The organism is Vibrio sp. 10N.247.311.13, from assembly GCF_041467595.1.
Taxonomy (GTDB): domain Bacteria; phylum Pseudomonadota; class Gammaproteobacteria; order Enterobacterales; family Vibrionaceae; genus Vibrio; species Vibrio crassostreae_C.
In genome coordinates this window covers 21,192-44,842 of record NZ_JBFSUX010000038.1, presented here as the reverse complement: position 1 = coordinate 44,842, position 23,651 = coordinate 21,192, and the positions used below count along the sequence as shown (strand labels likewise).

The window sequence follows — 23,651 nt, the reverse complement described above, 5'->3', positions numbered from 1 at the left end:
GGCTACCGATGTATTGTTGAACGCGAAATGTACAGCAAAGATCAACACGCCCTAGTAATCTTCTAGATAACCATCGATGAAATCTTCTTCTTCAAGGTCGACCTCTTCAGGTTCAATCTCGGCTTTGAAATCACGACGTTGAATGTAAACATCACGCGTTAATGCATATGGATCAGGAGAGCTATCCAACAGCGCTTCTTGTGATACTAACTGAGCACGTGTTTCCATGCCTTCAAATGCCCACTTGCCTAAGCTAGCCCAGAAATTCAAGAACGACAGAGGCACATACATACCATCGACGGTTTCAGTCACTTCTCGAGTTGTTAGTGGACCATAACCCGGCACCATGAAGTACGGACCATTTCCTACCCCGTAATGACCAATCGCATCAGAGAACGACTTATCATCGTACTTGGTGATCCCAGCTTCGCTAGCAATATCGATTAAGCCTAACAAACCAATCGTTGAGTTAATCCAAAAACGATTGAAATGGTCGAGTGCTTTTTCACCATTGCCCATAATAAGGTTATTCACCATGCTTGATGGTTCGTCTAAGTTGGCTAGGAAATTGGAGATACCAGAACGCACTGGCACAGGGGTGTAGTCAACATAAGCGAGGGAAACAGGGCGAACTAAGTAAGGATCTAGATATTCGTAGTTGATATCCCACATCGCTCGGTTGAAACCTTCAAAAGGATCATTGGAGTGGGACTCTTCGACGTATTCAGAGGTTTCGAGGTTATCATCGTCAACACTTTCGTCCGGCGCGCTTGAACACCCAACCGTTAAGCTTGCGATAAAAAGTAAACTCGAGAGTCTTAAAACACTGACAGACATATCACCTTTTCCATAAGGAATTCAAATAATAAAAAAGGCCAGCAATCGCTGGCCTCAATTGTTTGGCTAAGTCTATACCGTTTATCTGCAAATCGGAATAGATAACACCTATGCAAAGTGATGATTAATATTGCTTATTGATATCAATGGTAACTGGAGCGCCCAATTCAACCACTTCACTTTCACCGTACCAATCACCTTCGCGAGTTGAAACGTTGCCGTCTGTATCAAGCCTAGCTCTAACCATCAGAGTTTCAAGGCTAGACAGCTTTTGTCCTTCCAGCATGCTGTTGCCGTCATCTAGCACAACAGTACGAGGGAAAGTCCCTAGTGGGTAACGAGCGGCTGCGATAGGCATTGGAGAACCATCCGCTCTGTGTACTGACACAATTAACACTGAGTTAGGGTCAGCATTCACGTCTGCAGATAGATCGAGCGTTACAGCAACAGTCTTGCCTTGGTCGACACCCATAGTGTCACCCATTTTCTTCTGAGCACTTTCAATACTGCGCGAAAGCATTTCATAGCGACTGTCTTGTGAACCAATCATCTGTTGCATGATGCTCCAGTACTTCACAGCACCCGGGTAGTCTTGACGCTCAAATGCATCGAACGCTAGCAGTGAGAACACACGAAGGTCGACGTAATCGTTTTGAATCAAACGGCTCAAAATCAAACGAGCTTGGTTTTGATCCGCTTCATCAGGTGAAAGCATCAGTGCTTGTGCGAAACCTAACTGAACATCTTCATTCTTAGGTTCAAGCTTGTAAGCTCGCTCCATAGAATCTTTTGCTGTTTCAGCATCACGGTTAGCCAGTGCAATACGACCGAGTAGTAACCAACCTGTTGAATCTTTTGGTTGGTAATGCAGACGAGTACGAAGCGCTAGAGTCAAATCTTCCAGTTCATCATCCGTTAGTGCACCACCTTCCGATGACATTAGCTTTTTAGACAATTCAGGAAGGTTCGAGCTCACTTCTTGCCAGTGCTGAACTTTGTCCAATGCACCGAACTTAAAGTACATACCATAAGTCACAACGACGACAAGAATGATCGACGGCACAACCACACCAAGCGTAGAGATTTGAGTCTTCTTCATCTCTTCTTGTGCAGGAACATCATCAAGCAGAGACTGTTTCAAATCAGCGATCAGTTCTTGTTGGTTATCAACAAGACCTTCTTCTGCTTCTACTTCTAACTCGACAAGACGGTCTTTATAGAATGCTTTGTTCAACTCGTCGCGAAGCATTTCGTCATTGTTTGCCTTCTTGTTAATGAAAGGCAGAACAATTAATAAAATTGCCGCTAGCGAAAGGATAATGGTAGAAATCCAAAATAGAGTCATTACTTCTTATCTCCGTCGTTCTCTTCATCGAGTAACGCTTTTAAGCGAGCTTCTTTGTCTGCATCCCAGTCTTTATCCGACTCTACTGCTGCTTTTGATTTTGACTTTCTGCTTCGTAAAATAATCAAACCAAATCCAAACACAACCACCGCAAACGGACCAATCCAAAGGATCGATGTAGCTAGTGTCAGTGGTGGATTGTAAGTCACAAAGTTACCGTAGCGAGCAATCATGTAATCAATGATATCTTGCTTCGACTTGCCGTCTTTTGTCATCTCGTACACTTTTTGGCGTAAGTCGACCGCTAGCTCAGCATTCGAATCACCAATCGTGTTGTTCTGACATTTAGGACAACGCAGCGTATTACTCAACTCTTTAAACTGCTGTTCTTGATCCACGGTTTCAAATTCATGGAACTCGATAGGCGCAGCAGAAACTGTCGCTGAAATTGCGAACGTAGCGAATAGAGCAATCAGTGCCTTTCTAATCATTTCGATTCCTCCAGCAACTCTTGATACATCGGCTCAAGCGTCGATGCCCAGTTGGTTGGGTTCACGTCACCAACATGGCGGTAGCGAACCACGCCGTTAGCATCAATTAGGAAAGTTTCAGGCGCGCCATACACGCCGAGGTCAAGACCTAGCATGCCATTGCCATCAAACAGGCTGATTAAGTAAGGGTTACCCAGTTCTTTTAACCAACCAACCGCTTTGTTGCGATCATCTTTGTAGTTAAGACCAATGATCTTAACACCTTGATCCGCAAGCTTGTTCAGGTAAGAGTGCTCTGCATAACAAGTAGGACACCAAGTCGCCCACACGTTAAGAAGCAGTGGCTCACCTTTAAAGATCGCTTGATCATGAAACTTACCTGGTTGTTCTAAGTCTTCTAGACCGAACTCAGGAACAGGCTTACCAATCAATACTGATTCAAGCTTAGTCGGGTCATCACCCGACTGGTTGCGCATTAATTGCGTTGCAAAGATTCCAGCTAGAACCATGAACGCAATCAATGGAATGAATAAAATCTTCTTGTTCATTCGAATTAAGCCTCCTGCTCTTCAGCCGACTTTTTTGTTGGCTTACGGAAACGGTAACGACGGTCACTGATAGCAATAGCGCCACCAATCGACATGATCAAAGAACCAGCCCAGATCCAACGTACAAATGGTTTGTAGTAGATACGTACAGCCCAAGATTTGTTGTCGTCTAAACGTTCACCCATTGCAATGTAAAGGTCGCGCGTTACGCCACGGTCAATCGCTGCTTCTGTCATCATAGACTTAGCTGTGGTGTAGAAACGTTTTTCAGCGTGGAGCGTGTTGATGTATTTGCCTTCTTTAGTAATTTCAAAGTCAGCAATGTAACCATCGTAGTTAGGACCATCTTTGTCACGAACCCCTGTAAACAGGAAGCTGTATTCTTCAAGCTGGTAGCTTTCACCTGGCGCCAGACGCACATCACGTTCGATGCTGTAGTTTTGCACCATCGCGATACCAATCACTGTCACGGCTAAACCAATGTGACCACACATCATTGCCCAGTGGCTTCGAGGTAGCTTAGTTAGACCTTTCAGGAATGTGTGACGGTGAGTCGCACGTTCATGCAACTCAAAGCCGTGCATGAAGATAATCCAGAACGCCATTACCCAACCAGCAAACGCAGTACCACTGAAGCGGTCGGCCAATAGAGCAACCATTAGCGCACTCAAGCCAAGTGAGAATGCACCTGAAATCAGAATTGGTTTAACAAGCTTAGATAGGTTGTCACGTTTCCAGCGGATCAGAGGACCGATACCAAGCAGGAACGAGAACGGGATCATTAACCAAAAGAACAACATGTCAAAGAATGGTGCACCGATAGATACCGAGCCCAAGCCTAACTGTTTGTGAACTAATGGCAGTAGCGTACCGACTAATACAACGACAAGCGCTGCAATCAATAAGATGTTGTTACCAAGCAGTGCGTTTTCACGAGAAACCAGATCGAAGTTACCGCGAACACGAACCGATGCGCCTTTAATAGCAAACAACAGCAGTGAACCACCGATAACAAAGACTAGGAAACCTAGAATAAACATACCACGAGCAGGATCCGACGCGAATGCGTGAACCGATACCAAGATGCCCGAACGAACTAAGAATGTCCCTAGTAAGCTTAGCGAGAATGCAGAGATAGCCAGCAGTACTGTCCAAGCTTTAAATGTGCCACGCTTCTCAGTTACCGCTAGTGAGTGCATTAGAGCAGTACCAGCCAACCAAGGCATGAATGAAGCGTTTTCTACTGGATCCCAGAACCACCAGCCACCCCAGCCAAGTTCGTAGTAAGCCCACCATGAACCTAGTGCGATACCTACCGTTAGGAATAACCAAGCTGCGATTGTCCAAGGACGCGACCAACGAGCCCATGCCGTATCAAGACGACCACTCATTAGAGAAGCGATTGCAAAAGAGAACGCAACAGAGAAACCTACATAACCCATGTAAAGCATTGGCGGGTGAATAATCAAACCCGGGTCTTGCAGTAGTGGGTTCAAGTCACGGCCATCTACAGGGAAGAAAGGCAATGTACGTAGGAACGGGTTAGACGTTACGATAATGAACAGCAAGAAGCCGACAGTAATCAAACCCATGATAGCCAGTACGCGAGCCACAGACTCTTGAGGCATACCACGACTAAACGTCGCTACAGCAACCGTCCAACCCGCTTGGATAAGAACCCAAAGCAGTAATGAACCTTCGTGAGCGCCCCAAACCGCCGTAATTCGGTAGTACCAAGGCAGTTGGCTATTCGAGTTACTTGCTACGTATTGAATCGTAAAATCATTGGTGTAGAACGCGTAACACAGGATAAAGAACGAAATCGCTAAGAATCCGAACATACCCCACGACAACGGTCGTGCGCTGTTCATCAATAATGTGTTATTTCGAGCGGCTCCATACAGTGGGAGCACGCTTAGCAGCAATGCAAGTCCCAAGGACAGGATCATCGCAAAATGGCCGATCTCGGCTATCATTGAGCATTTCCTTCTTTTTGTTCAGTCGTGTATTGCAAAGGCTCATGGGTTTTCTTCATTGCTTCCGCAACTTCAGAAGGCATGTACTCTTCATCGTGCTTTGCCAACACCTCAAACGCTTCGATTGTCGTTGCATTTTTAAGAACACCCTGAGCAACAATACCTTGGCCTTCACGGAAAAGATCAGGAAGGATGCCATCGTATAGAATTGTTACTTTAGGGCCTACATCTTGCAAATCAAAGCTTACACGTAGTGATTCATTGTCACGGCTTACAGAGCCGACTACGACCATGCCACCAATACGTAGGCGTTGACCAACTTCAGGTTTCTTACCATCTTTGCCGTTGACCAGCTCAGTTGGTGTGTAGAACAGATCCATGTTCTGGTTAAGTGCGTAAACCATCAATCCAACAGTCGCACTGATACCAAAAAAGATCGCTAAGACAATGCCCAGCCTCTTTTTACGTCTTGGGTTCATAGAGTGTTCTCCATATTTTTTGCTGCATCGATACGAGCTTGACGATCAATCTTAGCTTGTACTTCATTTAGTAATTGCTTACCACGACGAACGCTTACGACCAGTAAAATGATCATCGCGAGGAATGTGATTCCAAATGCACTCCAGACATACGAGGCATAACCTCCCATGGCTAAGAAATCACTCAAAGATTCAAAATACATAATTACCTACCCTACTACGCTTTTTCAGCCGCAAGCTTGCGAACCCATGGACGGTGACTTTCTTTACTGATGATTTCGTTACGGAAACGAATCATGGTTAAAGCGCCAAAGAAGAAAGCGAAGCCGAAGATGTTAAGAAGAAGCGGCCATAGCATGTCACTTGAGATCGAAGGTTTTGCGAACTTAGTAATGGTCGCGCCTTGATGAAGTGTATTCCACCACTCTACTGAAAAGTGAATGATAGGTAGGTTGATGACACCAACGATAGCCAAAATGCCTGCCGCTTTCGCTGCTGTTTTTTGGTCGTCAAAAGCGTGGTGTAGTGCAATCACACCCAAGTATAGGAATAGAAGAATCAGCTCTGAGGTTAAACGCGCATCCCAAACCCACCAAGCACCCCACATTGGTTTACCCCAAACTGCGCCAGTTAGTAACGCAATGAAGGTAAACACAGCGCCAATCGGTGCCATCGCCAGTGCGGCCATGTCTGATAGCCTTACCTGCCATACCAAACCGATAAAGGCAGCAATCGCCATCGACATGTAAACGCCCATCGACCAGATTGCAGACGGAACATGGATGTAGATGATACGGAAGCTATCGCCTTGTTGGTAATCAGAAGGCGCAAATGCAAGCCCCCACACGGTACCGACGGATAGACACAATAGCGCTAGGATCGAAAACCATGGCAAAAGTTTACCAGCAAGCTGATAAGAGGTTTCTGCTTTGGCATAGGGATGGAGCCATTTCCACATGTTGTAATCTCACTCTTACTTCATATTGCTTACAGCTATTAAAGCTATAATTATAATAATTTTATTTGTCTTGCTTTCAGTTTTATTGACTCTATGAGTCCAATCGACACATTTGGTTCACATTGGCTATACGATAACGGAACCCCAATCAGTTCACACTTACTCTAAGTGCGGCACTGATCGCAAAAGGCGTCATAGTCATCGCACCCATTAACATTGCCCCAAGCACCGCCAATTGACCGTTGTATGCAACGCCCAAAGCCGCAGCGTCAATTGCTGACGTCGCGAAGATTAAAATGGGGATGTAAAGCGGCAAGATTAACAGGCTTAACAGGACTCCGCCCTTCTGTAACCCAACGGTTAACGCAACACCAATCGCACCAATAAAACTCAATGCGGGTGTTCCTACCAGCAAGGTCAACACAACTGAGAGCCATGTATCAAAATCTAAAGACAACAAAACAGCCAATAATGGGCTGATTAAAATCAATGGTAACCCGGTCAACAACCAGTGTGCTATGACTTTGGACAATACTACCAACTGCAACGGGATTGGCATCAGCATCATCTGTTCAAGGGCGCCATCTTGAAAATCATCACGGAAAAGACGCTCTAAAGAGAGCAATGCAGAGAGCAAAGCGGCCACCCAAACAATACCCGCAGCAATACGCGCAAGTAGGTTTGGCTCTGGGCCAATACTCAAAGGGAAAAGCGTGATAACAATGATGAAGAACCACAAAGGGTTAAAGATATCCGCTTGACGTCGAAACGCGATAAGCAGTTCGCGTCGGATAATCGTGGTCATTGAAGAGATCATATTACTCACCCAACTTTATTTTTCTTAGTTTCGGGCTATCAGCAAACATATCTTGGTGTGTGGTTAACAACACAATGCCACCGTTGTCTGCATGCTGAGAAAAAAGAGATTCGAGAACTTTCACGCCCTGCTTATCAATGGCAGTCAGCGGCTCATCAAGAATCCACAACATTTGCTTGCTCAACCAAAGGCGAGCCAACGCAACTCGGCGTTGTTGGCCTGCTGAAAGTTGCCCCGCAGGTACGTCTTCTCTGCCCGCAAGCCCGACTTGAGCCAGCGCGTGATAAAGCTCTTCTTTGCTGGTACCGCCACTGTGAATCGACTGATAAAAGCTCAGATTCTCATAAGCACTAAGCTCGCGCTTTACGCCTGTTTGGTGACCAAGAAAAAGTAAATTTTGATGATAAACATCTCGACTCGATTCAATAGACTCACCGTCCCAAGAGATAGTGCCGTCATCGCGATCGCCTAAGCCAGTAATAATCCTAAGGAGTGTCGTTTTCCCGGTACCGTTACGACCTTCAACTTGAACCAGCTCACCTGGTTTCAATTGAAAAGACAACGATTCAAACAGAATCCTGTCGTCACGAATAGCAGTTAAATTTGAGACTTCTAGCATAGGTAAATTTAGTCGAGTAATGAGAGCGCTATAGTAGCACACCAACATGGTGACAAAACAGGACTAGGCGTTTTCGATAGAACAAAGTCGGTAAGAAACTGTTACCACCTCATCACAATTTACACATTTTCATCAACAAACAAGATATTGTCGTAGATACAAGCACTTATAAACATCGTTCTATATAGATCGGACAGGCATAAAAAAGAAGCCGAAGCTTCTTTTAAGAGGGATACGTAATAAACATCAATTGCTCAATACGAATTAAGCGCTCAATTTAACGACGTCGAGGCGGGTCTCTGCGATCGCGAGAGGCATCGGGTTGCTGATCGTACGATGAAGGGTCGCTTCGTAATGAAGGAATTTTCTCTTTACCAGCAAGCTTGTTCTGCAGAGACATCATCAGCTCAGCTTCTGCTTTGGGTAATTCACATTCTTCAATTAACTCGTTAATCCCAGCGCCAAGCTGAACCATTTTCGTTGCACGCGTGTACAAGCGCCCATCGGTATCAACATGTTCCAGCTCTACAATGCGTTCATTCAAGTGCTTTATTAGATCTTGCTGTTCCGTCACTTTCTGACCAAGGCCAACCACGACAGAGCGAACCTCAAGCAATTGCTTGCTCGATTTTTGAAGCTCTTTGTCCAAGTTACGAACTTGCAGGCGTGACTGATCGAGCTGTTTTTTAATCGCACGTTTTACTTTGCTAATCAAAATCACGATGAATAACGTAAAAACCCCGACTCCGGTAATCAGAGCAACAGGGCTTAAAGGAAGCGCTTCAAACATTACAGGTGAGCCATCTCATCCCATTCGTCTTCGCTTAGTAGTTTGTTTAGATCTACTAAGATAAGCAGCTTGCCATCACGGTTACTTACACCTTGGATGAACTTAGCACTTTCATCAGTACCAACACTTGGAGTAGTGTCGATTTCAGAAGAACGTAGGTAAACCACTTCAGCAACGCTGTCTACTAGAATGCCAATGACTTGACGCTCAGATTCAATAACGATGATACGAGTGTTGTCTGTGATTTCACCTTGCATCAAACCAAAGCGAGAACGAGTGTCGATAACAGTAACAACGTTACCACGCAGGTTAATAATACCTAGAACGTAATCTGGAGCACCCGGTACTGGAGCAATTTCACTGTAGCGAAGTACTTCACGTACCTGCATGACATTAATGCCGTAAGTTTCTTCTTCTAGCTGGAATGTCACCCATTGAAGTACTTCATCATTGGTTGGGTCTTTTCTTACTTCAATTTCACTCATATGAGACATATTTAATCCTCTTGCCGTCGTTACCGACCACTATTATTAACTTGATGCGTTTATTGTTAGCCTAATGCTTATTACTAGCTTAATGCTTTTACATCTAGCCCTGCGTTTAGCATGGCGATCAATGCTTCAACATGAATCAAAGCACACATTTTTTCTTTTACCATACCAGCGAGCCATGGGCGTTTACCTGCCATTTCTCGCCAACGAACTTTATCTGTATTAAGAAGCTCGGTACCTTTAAGTTCAGTACCCGCAAGCCCCCATAAGCTTTCGCCCAGCATCACTATATATTGATAGTTTTCTTTGTATTCATCATTCGTTAGTTTCTCAGGCATCACCCACTTTGCGGTGTCGACCACATCTAACTGACTATCTCGATTTGTTTGCAAACCTAAATACCAAGCAGGCTTACCAATCAAATGGCTTAGCTCTTCAAGGCGATGAATACCACCAAGCTCATCAAGAGGAACAGCAAATGTTACCCCGTTGACGTCAAAATACAGTACCTGAAAATCTTCTGTTCGAGCCGTAGTTTCCCAAGAGGTAAACCGCTCAATACCGCCAGATTGAGTTTCAAGCTCAACCTCGGGCTCACTGATAGATTCAATTTCTGACTCTTCAGTGTGAGTTCCGTCTTGCTGAGCTTCAACGTGCGACTCTTCAGCTATTGGAGACTCTTCAGCTATTGGTGACTCAGCTTGCTGCTCAATTGGTCGTTCAACAGGTCGATCAACAACCATTGATGAATCTGACTCTGGGAGGTTCCAATCTTGAATCTCAGGCTCTACAGAAAGCTGAACGGATTCCACCGCAGCATCAAATATTTGCATGTCTGCTTGCTGAGCAATTTTCTGCGTGTTCTGATCCATTAATTCATCAAGGTTCAGTTCATCAACCACGTTCGTCGCTTCTAAGCGGCTCAGTAATTTTTGAACATCTTCCAGATTGGGCACTTCAAATTCAGCTTCTCGCAACTCGGCATAGGTCGAGTAACTCGAATATTTGGGCTCTGGCTCTGGCTCTGGCTCTGGCTCTGGCTCTGGCTCTGGCTCTGCAGATGATGACTCATCGCTGGTCTCGTCAACAAAAAATTCGTCAGAATCCAGCATTTCATCACCTAACAGCGCAGTAAAGTAATCATCAAGTGCTTGTTCACTTGATAAACTTGATCGCGCCATTGTTGATTCTTTATTCGCGCTCATTTATCGCCAGCCTTTCGAGATAAATAAGCAGCTGCTTGTAAGCAAATACACCACGACTACCCGATGCAAAATGAGATGCTGGTAAGCGCTTTAGGCTAGCATCTCGAAACTTAGTGTCTATCGGCACAGCGGATGTCCAAACTTGATTTGGATAATCTTCTTTTAGCTGAGTTAATGTTTGCAGTGATGCTTTAGTTCGCTTGTCGTACATCGTCGGGACAATCGTCACCTTAAACGGTGTTTTGCGAGACTTCTGCATGATAGCCAAAGTGCGAATCATGCGCTCTAAGCCCTTCATTGCCAAAAACTCAGTCTGTACCGGAATCAAAATACGGTCACTGGCAGCCAATGCGTTGACCATCATCACGCCCAAAATCGGCGGACAATCGATAAGCACATAGTCATAGTCGTCTTTCAAAGCGGCCAAAGCACGCTTCAAGATCAACCCCATACCGCTTCGATTTCCCATCACACGGTCTAATGTTGCCAAAGACATGTGCGCGGGAATAATATCGATACCTTCGACTTCCGTTTGTAAAATCAAAGGTCTTACTGTCGGCGCGCTAAACTCACGCAACTGAAATAGATCAAACAGACTCGATTCCACCGTATCTGAGTCGTAACCCAGATAGGTGGTTAGTGATGCATGCGGGTCAGTATCAACCAACAGAACACGGTGCCCCTTCAACGCAAGTAAACCTGCTAGGGTCACGGTCGAGGTCGTTTTACCAACACCACCTTTTTGGTTTGCAACACTCCAAACAATCATTTCGATTTACCTAAGCTAACCCAACTTCAACCAAGATCCTTTCCGCGATGCGGTCTAGAGGGAGGTCTTCAGTAGAAATGCCAGCTTTTGCTACAGCTTGAGGCATACCATATACAACACAACTATCTTCGTCTTGTGCCCAAATCGTCGAGCCCGCAGTTTTCAACATACGCGAACCTTCTCGACCATCTGCGCCCATACCGGTCAGTATCATAGACAACACTTTGTCGCCGTAGATCTTCGCTGCAGAGCCGAATGTGACATCCACACAAGGCTTGTAGTTCATGCGGTCGCCGCCATCGATAATTCTTAGACGTGCAGACCCTGCGCGGCCATCAACCATCATCTGTTTACCACCTGGAGCAAGATACGCCACGCCAGGTTTTAACACATCACCGTCTTGCGCTTCGCGAACTTCAATCTTACACAAGGTGTTCAAGCGACTAGCAAAAGCCGCTGTGAATGTTGCTGGCATATGCTGAACTAACACAATTGGATGTGGGTAGTGTGCAGGGATGCGAGTCAAAATCTTCTGTAGAGCAACAGGGCCGCCAGTCGAAGTACCAATGGCTGTTAATTGATACTTCTTACCTGACGCTCTGAATTTCGCCGTTGATGCAACCGCAGGCTTCGCTGTCGAAGTCGAAGCTGCTGTTGAAATCGGCTGGCGCAATAGCGTAGATGTTGAAGTCGTCGCAGTCGCTCTCGGCGCAATAGGAGCACGACGCATAAATGCACGCTTCGCTGCAATCTGAATCACACGCTGTTGAAGCAATGCAACTGCATCGTCGCGGTTACGTGCAATGTCTTCAAACTTCTTAGGAAGGAAGTCGAGAGCACCTGCATCTAACGCATCTAACGTTGCTCTCGCTCCATCATGCGTTAACGATGAAAACATCAAAATAGGCGTTGGAGACGCGGCCATGATTTCACGAACGGCAGTGATACCGTCCATGACAGGCATTTCAATATCCATCGTGATTACGTCAGGTCTTAGCTGTTTCGCTTTTTCAACGGCTTCTTTACCGTTTACTGCAACATCAATGACTTCTAGGCGAGCCTCTGAGTTGATGATCTCGCTAACGCGACGACGAAAAAAACTCGAATCATCAACGACTAATACTTTAATCGCCATATTTATCCTTAAATTAAATTCTTGACGCTGCTGCGTACTGCTTCAACAAGTCCGGCACATCTAGAATCAATGCAATGTGTCCGTCACTTGTAATTGTCGCGCCTGCCATTCCTGGCGTGCCTTGCAGAAGCTTATCAAGCGGCTTGATGACTACTTCTTCTTGACCGATCAGCGTATCGACAACAAAACCAACACGTTGGCTACCAAGTTGCACGATAACAACATGGCCGTGTCCTTTGCGCAGTTCAACAATACCCGCTTTAGGTGCAAGCCAGTTTTGCAAGTAGAACAACGGAATAGACTTATCGCGAACGATGATCGTCAGCTGACCATCAACCACGTTTGTGCGGCTTAAATCTAGGTGGAAAATCTCGTTAACCGATGCCAATGGCAATGCAAATGGGTGACCTGCAACACCGACCATCAAGGTTGGTAGAATCGCTAGGGTTAGTGGAACCTTGATGGTGATCTTGGTGCCCTGTCCCATTTCTGAATCAATATCAATAGAGCCGTTCAGTGTGTTGATCGCTGTTTTCACAACGTCCATACCCACACCACGACCAGAGATATCCGAGATCTGCTCTTTGCTTGAGAAGCCAGGAGCAAAAATCAGGTTGAAACACTCTTTATTCGATAAACGAGACGCTGCATCTTCATCCATCAGGCCACGTTTAACCGCGATAGCACGAAGCTTATCAGGGTCCATACCGCCACCGTCATCAACGATAGCCAGTTCAATGTGGTCACCTTCTTGAGAGGCAGACAGAATCACTTTACCCGTTTGTGATTTACCCGCAGCAATACGGTCGTTTGGCATTTCAATACCATGATCGACAGAGTTTCTCACCAAGTGAATCAGGGGATCAGCAAGTGCTTCTACTAAGTTTTTATCAAGGTCCGTTTCTTCGCCACGCATTTCAAGAACGATGTCTTTCTTCAAGCTACGAGCAAGGTCACGGACAACTCGTGGGAAGCGACCAAATACTTTCTTGATCGGCTGCATACGAGTCTTCATTACCGCACCTTGAAGGTCTGCAGTAACAACATCTAAGTTAGAGACAGCTTTCGACATTTCTTCGTCGTTGCTGTTGAGGCCTAGGCTGACTAGTCGGTTACGCACCAATACCAGTTCACCCACCATGTTCATGATGGTGTCCAGTGTTGATGTATCAACACGAACTGTCGCTTCAGCTTGTTGCTTCTTAGCCGGCACTTTAACTTCAGCTTTTGCTGGAGCGCTCGGTTTGGGCTCAGCTTTAACGGCAACTGGCGCAGCAGGTTTAGGCGCAGCTTGAGGTGCTACTGCCTTAACTTCTGCTGGCTTAGTCGCGGCATCCAATTCTTCAATCGAAGGTCCATTACCTGAGCCATGTAGTTGGTCAAGTAACTTCTCGAACTCTTCGTCAGTCATCAGATCATCGCCTTCAGACATCGCCGAAACAGGTGCTGCTGGCGGCGTTGGCGGTGGAGGAGGCGTTGAACTTGCCGCTGTCGGGCTCTTACCCGCACCGTGCAATTCATCTAATAACTTTTCAAATTCGTCATCAGTAATATCACCACTGTCAGCAACAGACTGAGGTGCAGCGGGTGCTGGCGGCGGTGTTGGTGCAGAAGGCGCTGTTGGTGAACCACCTTTACCGTGAAGCTCATCAAGCAAGCGTTCAAACTCATCTTCAGAGATATCATCGACTGAAGATGCATTGATGTTTGAGCTTTCAGCAGTAGGTTCCGGAGCAATAACAGGCTCAGGCGCTGCAACAACAGGTTCAGGGATAATAGGTGCAGGCGCTTTTACTGGTGCCACTTCATCCGCAGACTCTGGTTTACAGAGACGGTGAAGTTCATCCAATAAAGATTGGTCGGCTGGCACTAAAGGTTCCTGATCTTGCACGGCGCGAAACTGTACATTGACTGTATCTAGCGCCTGCAGCATGGTATCCATCAAACCTGATGTTACGCTGCGTTGGCCGTTTCGCAGAATGTCGAACACATTCTCAGCACCATGACAAGTATCCACCAGCTCAGTTAATGCTAGGAAACCAGCACCACCTTTTACTGTATGGAAACCACGGAAAATAGCATTTAATAGGTCTTTGTCGTCAGGGTTATTCTCAAGCTCTACCAGTTGTTCTGATAGGAGTTCAAGGATCTCTCCTGCTTCGACTAAAAAGTCCTGAAGAATATCTTCGTCTAAATCGTAGCTCATACGTTACCTTTAAAATCCAAGACTGGATAACAAATCGTCGACTTCATCTTGAGATGCGACAGCGTCTTCGCGCTCTTCTGGGTTCATAATTGGACCTTCAGGCGCAATCGATGCTTTCTTCTCTGACTCTGGAGTTGGCTCTTTTTGATTCGCACCGAATACCGTGAGAATCTCGACCAAACGTCCTTCCACCTCATTCACCAAGGTAATAACTTTGCTGATTATCTGCCCAGTTAAATCTTGGAAATCCTGAGCCATCAAGATTTCAGTCAATTGTCCGCGTAGTTCAGTACTGTCGCCTTCTACTTGGACAAGCAATCCATCAATGCGGTGACATAAAGCTTTAAATTGTGCCAGCTCAATGCGGCCATGCATCAGTTCATTCCATTGAGGCCTTACTTGAAGTAAACACTCGTGTAGGTTGTCTGCGATTGGCATACAGCGATCGACAGCGTCCATCGTCTTATTTGCCGCAACTTCCGTTTTATCAATGACATACTGAAGGCGATCCCTTGCATCAGGGATTTCGTCATTTGCGATAACGCTGATGCGTTCATCGAAATTGAATTGAGTCAAAGAGTCGTGGAGGTCGCGTGTCAGACTTCCTATTTCTTGAAGCATTGGATTGTCTTGAAGACTAAAGTTATCTTCATAAATGCTTCTCACAAGAGAATCAGCATTTTGCTGCTCATCGTTCTCAAGCAGCTCTACTAATTTTTTTGCTTGTTCTAATGAAATCATCCTGAATTCGGCCTTACTCCGCATACTTTGTGCGCTTAGGCTATCGAGATAAACAGATAACTTATCAGTCAGTGTTTACCTAGAAGTGCCTAAATTTATTGATGCTTATAAGCGATCAAAAATCTTATCAAGTTTCTCTTTCAGCGTTGCGGCAGTGAAAGGCTTCACAATGTAACCATTAACACCCGCTTGCGCAGCTTCGATGATCTGCTCACGCTTCGCTTCAGCTGTGATCATAAGCACTGGAAGGTGCTTAAGTTCTGCGTCTGCGCGAATGTGTTTAAGCAGGTCAATCCCTTGCATGCCTGGCATGTTCCAGTCAGTTACCACGAAATCAAATTCGCCTTTTTTCAGCATAGGTAACGCGGTCAAGCCATCATCTGCTTCTTGAGTGTTGTTGAAACCTAAATCGCGAAGTAGGTTTTTAACAATTCGGCGCATCGTTGAAAAATCATCAACAATGAGAATTTTCATGTTTTTGTTCAAATTAGCCTCCACTGAATAGGATCAGTGTTGTTAGTCGTTCTGTGTCCAAGCACTTAACTTAGTGCGTAAACGCTGCATAGATTGGCTCAGTATTTGGCTGACACGAGATTCGCTGACACCTAACACTTCCCCAATCTCTTTTAAATTGAGCTCTTCGTCGTAATAAAGCGAAAGCACAAGGCCTTCCCTTTCCGGAAGTTGTTTTATCGAATCGATCAAAGCTTGGCGGAATGACTCATCAGCAACCCCTTGAAAAGGCGTATTATCTTGAGAGTCTTCATTCGGAGATATTACATCATCTGAGACGCCTAAATCTTCAATTCCAACCAGTCTTGAGCAATTAATGTCAGTTAAAGCACTGTGATACTGCTCTAAACTGAGCCCCATGTGTTTTGCCACTTCGGCATCACTCGGGTCGCGGTTGAGGATACCCTCTAATTCCGCAATTGCACTGCTGATTTCTCGATTGTTCTTATGAACCGATCTCGGCACCCAGTCCCCACGGCGAATGTCATCCAACATTGCCCCGCGAATCCGAATACCAGCATACGTCTCAAAGCTTGCGCCTTTGGTACCATCATAGTTTTGTTGCGCTTCAATCAAGCCGATCATGCCAGCTTGAATTAAGTCATCAACCAATACATTAGGCGGTAATCGCCCCAACAAGTGATGAGCGATACGTTTAACCAACACAGAGTACTTCTCAAAAAAAGCCTGTTGGCTATTGTGATTAGCGTGTTGGTCGTAAGTAAGCGCTTTATTCACCAAATGGTTCCTCTATAAATTCAGTACGATTCAGCAGCCTTTCAACAAAGAACTCCAAGTGTCCGCTCGGTGTTTTTGGTATTGGCCAGGTCAAGGCTTTGTTAGCCAAAGAGCTGATTGCCAATGCAGCTGGAGAGCGAGGAAACGCATCGACTACGATTTTCTGTCTCTTGACTGATTGACGTACTTTATCATCTAAAGGAATACATGCTACGAGTTCGAGGCTCACATTCAAGAAGCGCTCTGTGACCAAAGTCAACTTTGCAAATAATTCTCGGCCTTCGCGGTAGCTTCTGACCATATTTGCAACAACTTTGAATCGCTGAACTTGGTGTTCTCTGCTTAAAAGCTTAATCAAAGCATATGCATCCGTGATCGAGGTAGGTTCATCACATACCACGACAACCACGTCTTGCGCCGCTCTTGAGAAGCTGATCACCATGTCCGAAATACCGGCTGCGGTATCAACCAACAAGATATCCATCTCGTCTTCAAGCGAACCGAATGCGCGAATCAAACCAGCATGCTGTGCGTGTGATAGTTCAGTCATGCTTTGAGTGCCCGATGTCGCTGGAATAATTTTAATTCCGTGCGGCCCTTCGACAATCGCATCCTTAAGTTCACATTCGCCAGCCAACACATGCCCAAGGTTTCGTTTAGAACGAATACCTAGCATGATATCGACGTTCGCTAGTCCTAAATCGGCATCTAGCACCATGACTTTTTTGCCTTGGCGCGCCATGCAAATAGCCATACCTAACGTCACATTAGATTTACCAACGCCTCCCTTACCACCGGTTACAGCGATAACTTTTGTGAGTGAAGGCTTGGTTAAGCGACGGAGGCCGCTAGCTTGGTCATGTATCATATTTTCATTCATATTTATCCGCCGCCTAGAGCCCTTCAGAATCGCTATTCCAGTAATGAGGTTCATTCTCTGTAGATTTTTCTAATAGCTCATTAGCCTTAGCAATCATGTACTTTGGCTGAGCTATAACGATATCTTCAGGAACTCGTTGACCATTTGCTATGTAAGCAACTGGTAATGCATTTTGTATTACGACACTGATGAATTCACCTAGACTTAGGGATTCATCCAGCTTAGTCATGATGCATCCCGACAACGGGATTCTTCTAAAGTGTTCAATTGTTTCTTGCAGCACTTTGCGTTGCGCGGTTGCAGGCAACACAAGGTAGCTATTGATAACGGAACCACTCTCTTGCATCAATGTGTCTAACTGCTCAGATAGGCGAACATCTCGTTGTCCCATGCCTGCAGTATCGACCAGAATCAGGCGACGATTACGTAACTGATATATTACATCGGCCAGTTCGCTAGAATCTTTAGCAACTCTTACAGGACAACCCATAATTCGGCCGTAGATCGATAACTGCTCATGTGCACCTATACGATATGTGTCAGTTGTCACTAGTGCGACGTTATCAGCGCCATATTCCATGGCAGCACGTGCAGCTAGCTTTGCAACAGTCGTTGTTTTACCCACGCCGGTTGGGCCAAGTAGAGCCACAATACCGCCGCGTTTTAAAATATCTTTTTGTGTAACGGAGATTTGGTCAGCAACCAGAGCTAACAGAGCCTTCCATGCACGTGCAGGTTTAGTATCTTCAGGAATGTAGCAAGCCATTTGATCGGCAAGCTCTGCAGATACACCCATACGTTCAAGGCGCTTAATAAGCATGGCTCTCAGTGGTTCACGGCGCTCAACTTCTTGCCACATCAACCCAGAAACTTGATGCTCTAACAGACGACGAATTGAGGTCATCTCTTCGCGCATCGTTTCCATTTCAGTATCAGAACCTTTGGACTGAGTGTTCTCTCGACCACGATCATAACGGGTAGGATCCAAGCGAGGTGTCGGGCGCTCTACTCTGCGGTCTTCAGCAATCAACTTAGACAAACCCGTTTCACGAGCAAATGCAGAATCAAGATTTCCGTGAGACTGTTGGTTACCGTGAGATTGCTGATGGCCATGAGACTGCAAATTGCTTTGAGTCTGATGACTATGAGGCTTATGGCCCGTGCTTGATTGGCGATTGAGCAATGCTGACAATGAATCTTCATTTTCTGCACGATGCTGTGGCTCATCATCGGCGCCATGACTGTATTGCTTAAGCATATTCGCAAAGCGCTTAGTCATTGAGCGTCCACCTTCAACATTCGACTGTAGGCTAACCTTGTCATCGTCTAGTTGACGTCGCCCAGCAGGAGCTGCGGGCGCGGCCATTTGCGTATATTGGCTTTGTGCAGGCTGCTGAGGTTTATTTAATCTCTGGCTCGCTGTCGACGGGCTGGATTCGCCATCAATAGCGGCAACAATTTCCACGCCACCTGCGACCTTTTTGTTAGACATGATCACCGCTTCTGAACCAAGTTCTTCTTTAACTTGGAGCAGAGCCGTTCGCATATCTTTTGCAAAAAATCGTTTAATTTTCAATTCGATTGTCCGTTCTAATTAGGCGACTTAATTACCAACAGCTTGTACTATACGTATCTGCTTTTCGTCCGGTATTTCTTGGTAAGACAAGACTCGCAAGCTTGGGATCGTGTTCTTCACGAACTTAGCCAGAGTCGAACGCAACACGCCAGAGGTCAATAGTACCGCGGGCTCACCTTTCAGCTCTTGCTCTTGTGTAGCGTGGCTGAGAGAGGTCTGTAAACGTTCGGCTAAACCAGGTTCAATACCAGCAGATTCTCCGCCGGATGCCTGCATGGTTTGATGCAAGATTTGTTCCAGCTCAGGAATCAAGGTTATCACTGGTAACTCGGGATCTATACCATTGATTTCCTGAACAATTAATCGTTTCAATGAGATGCGAACCGCCGCAGTAAGTATGTCAGGTTCTTGACTCTTACCTGAATACTCCGACAAAGTTTGGACTATGGTTCGAATGTCACGAATTGGAATCGCTTCATTCAGCAGGTTCTGTAGCACTTTCACAACCACACCCAACTGCAATTGATCCGGTACAAAACCTTCCACCAGCTTAGGTGTTGAGCGGCTGAGCATCTCAAGTAAGTTCTGAACTTCTTCGTGGCCAATGAGCTGCGATGCGTTGTTGGTTAGCAGCTGGCTAAGGTGTGTCGCCAGTACTGTAGAAGAATCTACAACGGTATAACCTAGAGCTTGTGCGTGTTCACGCTGCTCTTCACGAATCCAAACCGCTTCAAGGCCAAAGGCAGGGTCAATCGTCGGCTCGCCATCGATCATGCCATAGACTTGGCCCGGGTTAATCGCGAGCTCCATGTCTGGCTTAATCTCAGCTTCACCCACAGCAACACCCATCAGGGTAATACGGTAGCTGTTTGGTGTCAGTTCTAGGTTATCGCGAATGTGTACCGCTGGGATCAAGAAACCAAAGTCTTGAGACAGCTTTTTACGCACACCTTTAACGCGTTCAAGCAATTCACCACCTTGGTCTCTATCAACCAAAGGAATTAAACGGTAACCCACTTCTAAACCAATAATATCGACAGGTTGAACATCATCCCAAGAGAGCTCCTTCTGAGAGCCTACTTCTCCATTCGCTTCAACTGTCGCCGGAAGGTTAGGCTCTTCCGCCTTCTTCTTGTTCTTTTTATCGATGTAATACGCCCCCGCGCCTGCAACGATGGCAAGGCTCAAGAACGAGAAATGTGGCATACCCGGAACAATACCCATGATGCCAAGGATGGCGGCGGTGATCATCAAGGCTTTTGGATTGTCGAACATCTGGAAGACAAGTTGCTCACCCATATCTTCATCAGTATTTTGGCGCGTTACCATCATAGCAGCTGCAATAGACAGTAATAGAGATGGAATTTGTGCAACCAGACCATCACCGATAGTCAGTAGCGTGTAGATTTCGATTGCTTCACCAAAACCAAGATCAAACTGAGCCATACCAATGCTCAAGCCACCAATGATGTTGATGAATAAGATTAAGATACCAGCGATCGCATCGCCTTTAACAAACTTAGAAGCACCGTCCATCGAACCGTAGAAGTCAGCTTCTTTGGTGACTTCAAAACGTCTCAGACGCGCTTGGTCTTGGTCGATCAAACCTGCGTTCAAGTCGGCATCGATTGCCATCTGTTTACCCGGTAAGGCGTCTAACGTGAAACGCGCGCTTACTTCCGAGATACGACCCGCACCTTTGGTTACAACCATGAAGTTGATGATCATAAGAATCAAGAACACCACTAGACCTACCGCATAGTTACCACCGATAACCACGTTACCGAAGGCTTCAATCACGTTACCTGCCGCGTCGCCACCTTCGTGACCATGGAGCAATACCACACGTGTCGAAGCAACGTTCAAGGCCAATCGAAGTAGAGTCGCAATCAGCAGGACGGTCGGGAATGCAGCGAAGTCTAAAGGCCTGCGGGTATATACCGAGACCAGTAGCACAACCATAGACAGTGCAATGTTGAAGGTGAAGAACATATCCAACAAGAAAGCTGGAATGGGCAACACCACCATAGCAAGCGTTGCAAGTACCATAATAGGTGCACCAATCGCAGGCATGGCACGGTTAGGGATTTTAGGTAGCTTGTCCACAAAAGGCAGGGAGAATTTCATAAATCTAGACAGTTTCGCTATGTTGTAGCTCTCTGAACAAGTGGATTAGGTCTTAGTCAGGGCTGTTTGCTATGGGCTTATAATGTTCAGGCTACTACAGCAAACACTGTACCAACATCTCACGTCAAATTATCGCCATCACCTCTATAAAAGGAAGATTAGCTAGCTCGCTATTATCAGGGTTCATCACGCAGAGCTCAAGCAATTGATCTAATGACGTAAATCAGGTGGGATCGGCATATTAGAATCTTGCAGCTTTGGTCGCTCACCACCTCGTTTTCGGTACTGTTTAAGCTGGAAAACATATGCAAGCACTTGTGCAACTGCTGTAAACAGACCGTCAGGAATTTGTTGTTCTAGCTCAGTGGTATGATAAAGCGCCCTCGCCAATGGCGGCGCTGGAACGATATAGATGTCATTTTCACGCGCAATCTCTCGGATCTTCATCGCCATGTGGTCGACACCTTTAGCAACCACAATTGGTGCTTTGTCTTGATTCTGCTTGTAGCGCAGCGCCACTGAGAAGTGCTCTGGGTTGGTGACTATCACGTCCGCTTGCGGCACATCGGCCATCATACGACGCTGAGCCGCCTCCCTTTGCAACATGCGAATTCGACCTTTCACCTCAGGCTTACCCTCGGTGTCTTTGAATTCGTCTTTGACTTCTTGTTTGGTCATCTTCAATTGATCGGCGTGTTGCCAGATCTGGAACGGGATATCAATCGCCACCACAATCAGCAGTGAGCAGCTGATCAACAGGATGAAATTGAGCAAGATATCCAAGGCATGAAAGATGTTCTGCGGGTACACATCCATACTCAGCTGCATTAAATCATGCTGAGAGGCTTGAATCAGATAAATCGCCATCCCCGATACGAGCGCTACTTTAAGAATAGACTTGAGCAGTTCAACCCAACTTTGCAGGCCAAACATACGCTTGATACCACTGAGTGGGTTGAGCTTAGACGCCTTTGGCATCGCCGCTTGCATTGAGAAGTTAATCCCACCGACACCCGCAGCGCCGATGACGGCAGCAACAAACAAAGTTATCAGTATCAAAAACAGCGGGAACAGCAGGTTCACCAGTGCACCACCAGCGATTTCTAGGAGTTTGTTAGTGTCAAAGATCTCGTCGCGACTCAAAGAGAACAGGCGTTGCATCGCCTCGAACAAAGCCTTCGCCATCGATTCGCCAAACCACATTAAAGCAATCGCACCGACAATTAATACCGATGCTGACGCTAGCTCTTTTGACCTTGCAACCTGCCCTTTCTCTTTGGCCTGTTGCAAGCGTTTGGGCGTGGCGTCTTCTGTGCGTTCTTGACCGTCTGACTCTGCCATTTCAGTCTCCTAGCAATCTAACCGGATTAGACGACATATCTGTTGTTCGCCCTGCATCCAGAATAGCTCATAGTGACTATACAAGCCGCCAAGGATGTACCAACAAAGTAACAGACCCACGAGTAGCGCAAATGCAAAACCCAAAGAAAAGATGTTTAATTGAGGTGCCGCACGCGTCATTACACCAAAAGAAAGGTTAATCGTTAGCAGCGCAATAATCCCCGACAATGACATCGCTAATGCCGTTTTGAACATGATGCCGAGCCACAACGCGAGCTCTCGAAAATCCACAGAGGTTAGAGAGCCACTGCCAATCGGCAAGGTCTTAAAACTAAACACCACCAGCTGCAGCATTTTCAAGTGACCATCGGTCGCCAAAAAAAACATGGTCGCTAGCAGCATGAACAGCTGACCAAGTACCGGCGTGTTTTGCCCGTTAGCCGGGTCGACCATTGATGCAAAACCCAAGCTCGATTGCATACCGAGGATCTGACCCAGCATAACAAAGGTTTGAATCATGAACTGGGTAACAAAACCCATGGCCACGCCAATCACAATTTGCTCGAAGACAGTCAGGAAGCCTTGAAAGGACAGAAGTTCAATCTCTTTGGGAACGGCCGGAATCGCAGGCATCACCGCAAAAGTGATCGCCAAGCCTAAATACAGACGAATACGCGGCGACACGAAGCGTGCCCCTGTTACCGTCATCACCATCAGCATCGCTGAGATGCGAGTGTATGGCCAAAAATAATTGGCTAACCACTCTAGTACAAGGCTCGTTGGGTATTCCATATCGGTTTAATACAGAACTTGCGGCAAGCGTTCGATGAGCTCAAAAAAGAACTCCATCATCATCTGGGTCATCCAGTGTGCGAATAGCATCAACGCCAACAAAGTTACGATCAAACGCGGCAGGAAACTCAGGGTTTGTTCGTTGATTGAGGTCGCAGCTTGGAAAACAGCCACAACCAAACCGATCAGCAGGCTAGGAATAATGATGGCGCAAACCATGATTAATACCATCCAAAGGGCATCTCGGAACAACTCTACGAATATTTCAGGATTCATT

Annotated in this window: 25 protein-coding genes; all 25 read right to left on the bottom strand. The window is 46.1% G+C overall.

Translation table 11 applies throughout. From position 1 onward, the window contains the following. Positions 1-51 precede the first annotated feature (51 nt). Positions 52-837 carry a VacJ family lipoprotein gene (locus tag AB6E52_RS15390; protein WP_017071951.1) on the bottom strand — a complete coding sequence of 262 codons (786 nt, stop codon included), beginning with the start codon at positions 835-837 and terminating at the stop codon, positions 52-54. Positions 838-961: 124 nt separating this feature from the next. Continuing rightward, positions 962-2,182: a c-type cytochrome biogenesis protein CcmI gene (gene ccmI, locus AB6E52_RS15385; RefSeq protein WP_102321164.1), complete on the bottom strand. Its 1,221-nt coding sequence runs from the start codon at positions 2,180-2,182 to the stop codon at positions 962-964. Next, positions 2,182-2,673, bottom strand: a complete 492-nt coding sequence (locus tag AB6E52_RS15380; protein WP_102321165.1) for a cytochrome c-type biogenesis protein — start codon at positions 2,671-2,673, stop codon at positions 2,182-2,184. Before AB6E52_RS15380 ends, ccmI begins: the two co-directional genes overlap by 1 nt. After that, on the bottom strand, positions 2,670-3,221 hold the full coding sequence (locus AB6E52_RS15375) for a DsbE family thiol:disulfide interchange protein (RefSeq protein WP_017060653.1): 552 nt from the start codon (positions 3,219-3,221) through the stop codon (positions 2,670-2,672). The genes AB6E52_RS15380 and AB6E52_RS15375 overlap by 4 nt, the downstream gene beginning before the upstream one ends. Positions 3,222-3,226: 5 nt before the next feature. After that, positions 3,227-5,197, bottom strand: coding sequence for a heme lyase CcmF/NrfE family subunit (locus AB6E52_RS15370; RefSeq protein WP_102321166.1), 1,971 nt, complete (start codon positions 5,195-5,197; stop codon positions 3,227-3,229). Continuing rightward, complete coding sequence (gene ccmE / locus AB6E52_RS15365; protein ID WP_017064106.1) at positions 5,194-5,676, bottom strand: cytochrome c maturation protein CcmE; 483 nt, start codon at positions 5,674-5,676, stop codon at positions 5,194-5,196. Before ccmE ends, AB6E52_RS15370 begins: the two co-directional genes overlap by 4 nt. Then, positions 5,673-5,879, bottom strand: coding sequence for a heme exporter protein CcmD (ccmD, locus tag AB6E52_RS15360; RefSeq protein ID WP_017060656.1), 207 nt, complete (start codon positions 5,877-5,879; stop codon positions 5,673-5,675). The genes ccmE and ccmD overlap by 4 nt, the downstream gene beginning before the upstream one ends. Positions 5,880-5,893: 14 nt before the next feature. Beyond that, the gene (locus AB6E52_RS15355) at positions 5,894-6,634 is read right to left on the bottom strand and encodes a heme ABC transporter permease (RefSeq protein WP_017068974.1); all 741 of its coding nucleotides are present in this window, start codon (positions 6,632-6,634) and stop codon (positions 5,894-5,896) included. A gap of 148 nt (positions 6,635-6,782) precedes the next feature. Further along, positions 6,783-7,451: a heme exporter protein CcmB gene (gene ccmB, locus AB6E52_RS15350; protein ID WP_017060658.1), complete on the bottom strand. Its 669-nt coding sequence runs from the start codon at positions 7,449-7,451 to the stop codon at positions 6,783-6,785. 1 nt (position 7,452) lies between these two features. Continuing rightward, positions 7,453-8,070 (bottom strand): cytochrome c biogenesis heme-transporting ATPase CcmA, encoded by a 618-nt coding sequence (gene ccmA / locus AB6E52_RS15345; RefSeq protein WP_017060659.1) that lies wholly within the window; start codon positions 8,068-8,070, stop codon positions 7,453-7,455. A gap of 277 nt (positions 8,071-8,347) precedes the next feature. Continuing rightward, positions 8,348-8,860 (bottom strand): DUF2802 domain-containing protein, encoded by a 513-nt coding sequence (locus AB6E52_RS15340; RefSeq protein WP_102321167.1) that lies wholly within the window; start codon positions 8,858-8,860, stop codon positions 8,348-8,350. Further along, a complete protein-coding gene (locus AB6E52_RS15335; protein WP_004736225.1) occupies positions 8,860-9,354 on the bottom strand; it encodes a chemotaxis protein CheW in 495 nt (164 codons plus the stop codon). Before AB6E52_RS15335 ends, AB6E52_RS15340 begins: the two co-directional genes overlap by 1 nt. Positions 9,355-9,428: 74 nt before the next feature. Beyond that, on the bottom strand, positions 9,429-10,556 hold the full coding sequence (locus tag AB6E52_RS15330; RefSeq protein ID WP_372134494.1) for a chemotaxis protein CheW: 1,128 nt from the start codon (positions 10,554-10,556) through the stop codon (positions 9,429-9,431). Next, complete coding sequence (locus tag AB6E52_RS15325) at positions 10,543-11,325, bottom strand: ParA family protein (RefSeq protein ID WP_004736223.1); 783 nt, start codon at positions 11,323-11,325, stop codon at positions 10,543-10,545. The genes AB6E52_RS15330 and AB6E52_RS15325 overlap by 14 nt, the downstream gene beginning before the upstream one ends. Positions 11,326-11,335: 10 nt before the next feature. Further along, positions 11,336-12,460, bottom strand: a complete 1,125-nt coding sequence (locus AB6E52_RS15320) for a chemotaxis response regulator protein-glutamate methylesterase (RefSeq protein ID WP_102321169.1) — start codon at positions 12,458-12,460, stop codon at positions 11,336-11,338. A 13-nt stretch (positions 12,461-12,473) separates the two neighbouring features. Further along, positions 12,474-14,666, bottom strand: a complete 2,193-nt coding sequence (locus AB6E52_RS15315) for a chemotaxis protein CheA (protein WP_102321170.1) — start codon at positions 14,664-14,666, stop codon at positions 12,474-12,476. Between the two features lie 9 nt (positions 14,667-14,675). Continuing rightward, the gene (locus AB6E52_RS15310) at positions 14,676-15,407 is read right to left on the bottom strand and encodes a protein phosphatase CheZ (protein WP_017064113.1); all 732 of its coding nucleotides are present in this window, start codon (positions 15,405-15,407) and stop codon (positions 14,676-14,678) included. Between the two features lie 105 nt (positions 15,408-15,512). Beyond that, positions 15,513-15,881, bottom strand: a complete 369-nt coding sequence (gene cheY / locus AB6E52_RS15305) for a chemotaxis response regulator CheY (protein ID WP_016767062.1) — start codon at positions 15,879-15,881, stop codon at positions 15,513-15,515. Positions 15,882-15,923: 42 nt separating this feature from the next. After that, on the bottom strand, positions 15,924-16,658 hold the full coding sequence (locus tag AB6E52_RS15300; RefSeq protein ID WP_017060667.1) for an RNA polymerase sigma factor FliA: 735 nt from the start codon (positions 16,656-16,658) through the stop codon (positions 15,924-15,926). Beyond that, positions 16,651-17,538: a MinD/ParA family protein gene (locus AB6E52_RS15295; protein WP_017060668.1), complete on the bottom strand. Its 888-nt coding sequence runs from the start codon at positions 17,536-17,538 to the stop codon at positions 16,651-16,653. The genes AB6E52_RS15300 and AB6E52_RS15295 overlap by 8 nt, the downstream gene beginning before the upstream one ends. Positions 17,539-17,551: 13 nt before the next feature. Continuing rightward, positions 17,552-19,114: a flagellar biosynthesis protein FlhF gene (flhF, locus tag AB6E52_RS15290; protein WP_029235190.1), complete on the bottom strand. Its 1,563-nt coding sequence runs from the start codon at positions 19,112-19,114 to the stop codon at positions 17,552-17,554. A gap of 27 nt (positions 19,115-19,141) precedes the next feature. After that, positions 19,142-21,241, bottom strand: coding sequence for a flagellar biosynthesis protein FlhA (gene flhA / locus AB6E52_RS15285; protein WP_102321171.1), 2,100 nt, complete (start codon positions 21,239-21,241; stop codon positions 19,142-19,144). 210 nt (positions 21,242-21,451) lie between these two features. Continuing rightward, positions 21,452-22,582 (bottom strand): flagellar biosynthesis protein FlhB, encoded by a 1,131-nt coding sequence (gene flhB / locus AB6E52_RS15280; RefSeq protein WP_017064116.1) that lies wholly within the window; start codon positions 22,580-22,582, stop codon positions 21,452-21,454. A gap of 9 nt (positions 22,583-22,591) precedes the next feature. Further along, complete coding sequence (gene fliR, locus AB6E52_RS15275; protein ID WP_017060672.1) at positions 22,592-23,374, bottom strand: flagellar biosynthetic protein FliR; 783 nt, start codon at positions 23,372-23,374, stop codon at positions 22,592-22,594. A 6-nt stretch (positions 23,375-23,380) separates the two neighbouring features. Continuing rightward, positions 23,381-23,650: a flagellar biosynthesis protein FliQ gene (gene fliQ / locus AB6E52_RS15270; RefSeq protein WP_029235191.1), complete on the bottom strand. Its 270-nt coding sequence runs from the start codon at positions 23,648-23,650 to the stop codon at positions 23,381-23,383. Position 23,651: the final 1 nt, after the last annotated feature.

What these genes read in the sequence shown, in the direction of transcription:
- AB6E52_RS15315 (WP_102321170.1), bottom strand. Translation starts at nt 14,666, where the DNA reads ATGAGCTACGATTTAGACGAAGATATTCTTCAGGACTTTTTAGTCGAA.
- AB6E52_RS15390 (WP_017071951.1), bottom strand. Translation starts at nt 837, where the DNA reads ATGTCTGTCAGTGTTTTAAGACTCTCGAGTTTACTTTTTATCGCAAGC.
- AB6E52_RS15340 (WP_102321167.1), bottom strand. Translation starts at nt 8,860, where the DNA reads ATGTTTGAAGCGCTTCCTTTAAGCCCTGTTGCTCTGATTACCGGAGTC.
- flhB (WP_017064116.1), bottom strand. Translation starts at nt 22,582, where the DNA reads ATGGCAGAGTCAGACGGTCAAGAACGCACAGAAGACGCCACGCCCAAA.
- AB6E52_RS15370 (WP_102321166.1), bottom strand. Translation starts at nt 5,197, where the DNA reads ATGATAGCCGAGATCGGCCATTTTGCGATGATCCTGTCCTTGGGACTT.
- AB6E52_RS15375 (WP_017060653.1), bottom strand. Translation starts at nt 3,221, where the DNA reads ATGAACAAGAAGATTTTATTCATTCCATTGATTGCGTTCATGGTTCTA.
- AB6E52_RS15325 (WP_004736223.1), bottom strand. Translation starts at nt 11,325, where the DNA reads ATGATTGTTTGGAGTGTTGCAAACCAAAAAGGTGGTGTTGGTAAAACG.
- AB6E52_RS15310 (WP_017064113.1), bottom strand. Translation starts at nt 15,407, where the DNA reads ATGATTTCATTAGAACAAGCAAAAAAATTAGTAGAGCTGCTTGAGAAC.
- flhA (WP_102321171.1), bottom strand. Translation starts at nt 21,241, where the DNA reads ATGAAATTCTCCCTGCCTTTTGTGGACAAGCTACCTAAAATCCCTAAC.
- AB6E52_RS15320 (WP_102321169.1), bottom strand. Translation starts at nt 12,460, where the DNA reads ATGGCGATTAAAGTATTAGTCGTTGATGATTCGAGTTTTTTTCGTCGT.
- ccmB (WP_017060658.1), bottom strand. Translation starts at nt 7,451, where the DNA reads ATGATCTCTTCAATGACCACGATTATCCGACGCGAACTGCTTATCGCG.
- ccmD (WP_017060656.1), bottom strand. Translation starts at nt 5,879, where the DNA reads ATGTATTTTGAATCTTTGAGTGATTTCTTAGCCATGGGAGGTTATGCC.
- cheY (WP_016767062.1), bottom strand. Translation starts at nt 15,881, where the DNA reads ATGAAAATTCTCATTGTTGATGATTTTTCAACGATGCGCCGAATTGTT.
- fliR (WP_017060672.1), bottom strand. Translation starts at nt 23,374, where the DNA reads ATGGAATACCCAACGAGCCTTGTACTAGAGTGGTTAGCCAATTATTTT.
- ccmE (WP_017064106.1), bottom strand. Translation starts at nt 5,676, where the DNA reads ATGAACCCAAGACGTAAAAAGAGGCTGGGCATTGTCTTAGCGATCTTT.
- AB6E52_RS15380 (WP_102321165.1), bottom strand. Translation starts at nt 2,673, where the DNA reads ATGATTAGAAAGGCACTGATTGCTCTATTCGCTACGTTCGCAATTTCA.
- AB6E52_RS15330 (WP_372134494.1), bottom strand. Translation starts at nt 10,556, where the DNA reads ATGAGCGCGAATAAAGAATCAACAATGGCGCGATCAAGTTTATCAAGT.
- AB6E52_RS15335 (WP_004736225.1), bottom strand. Translation starts at nt 9,354, where the DNA reads ATGTCTCATATGAGTGAAATTGAAGTAAGAAAAGACCCAACCAATGAT.
- ccmA (WP_017060659.1), bottom strand. Translation starts at nt 8,070, where the DNA reads ATGCTAGAAGTCTCAAATTTAACTGCTATTCGTGACGACAGGATTCTG.
- fliQ (WP_029235191.1), bottom strand. Translation starts at nt 23,650, where the DNA reads ATGAATCCTGAAATATTCGTAGAGTTGTTCCGAGATGCCCTTTGGATG.
- AB6E52_RS15295 (WP_017060668.1), bottom strand. Translation starts at nt 17,538, where the DNA reads ATGAATGAAAATATGATACATGACCAAGCTAGCGGCCTCCGTCGCTTA.
- ccmI (WP_102321164.1), bottom strand. Translation starts at nt 2,182, where the DNA reads ATGACTCTATTTTGGATTTCTACCATTATCCTTTCGCTAGCGGCAATT.
- AB6E52_RS15355 (WP_017068974.1), bottom strand. Translation starts at nt 6,634, where the DNA reads ATGTGGAAATGGCTCCATCCCTATGCCAAAGCAGAAACCTCTTATCAG.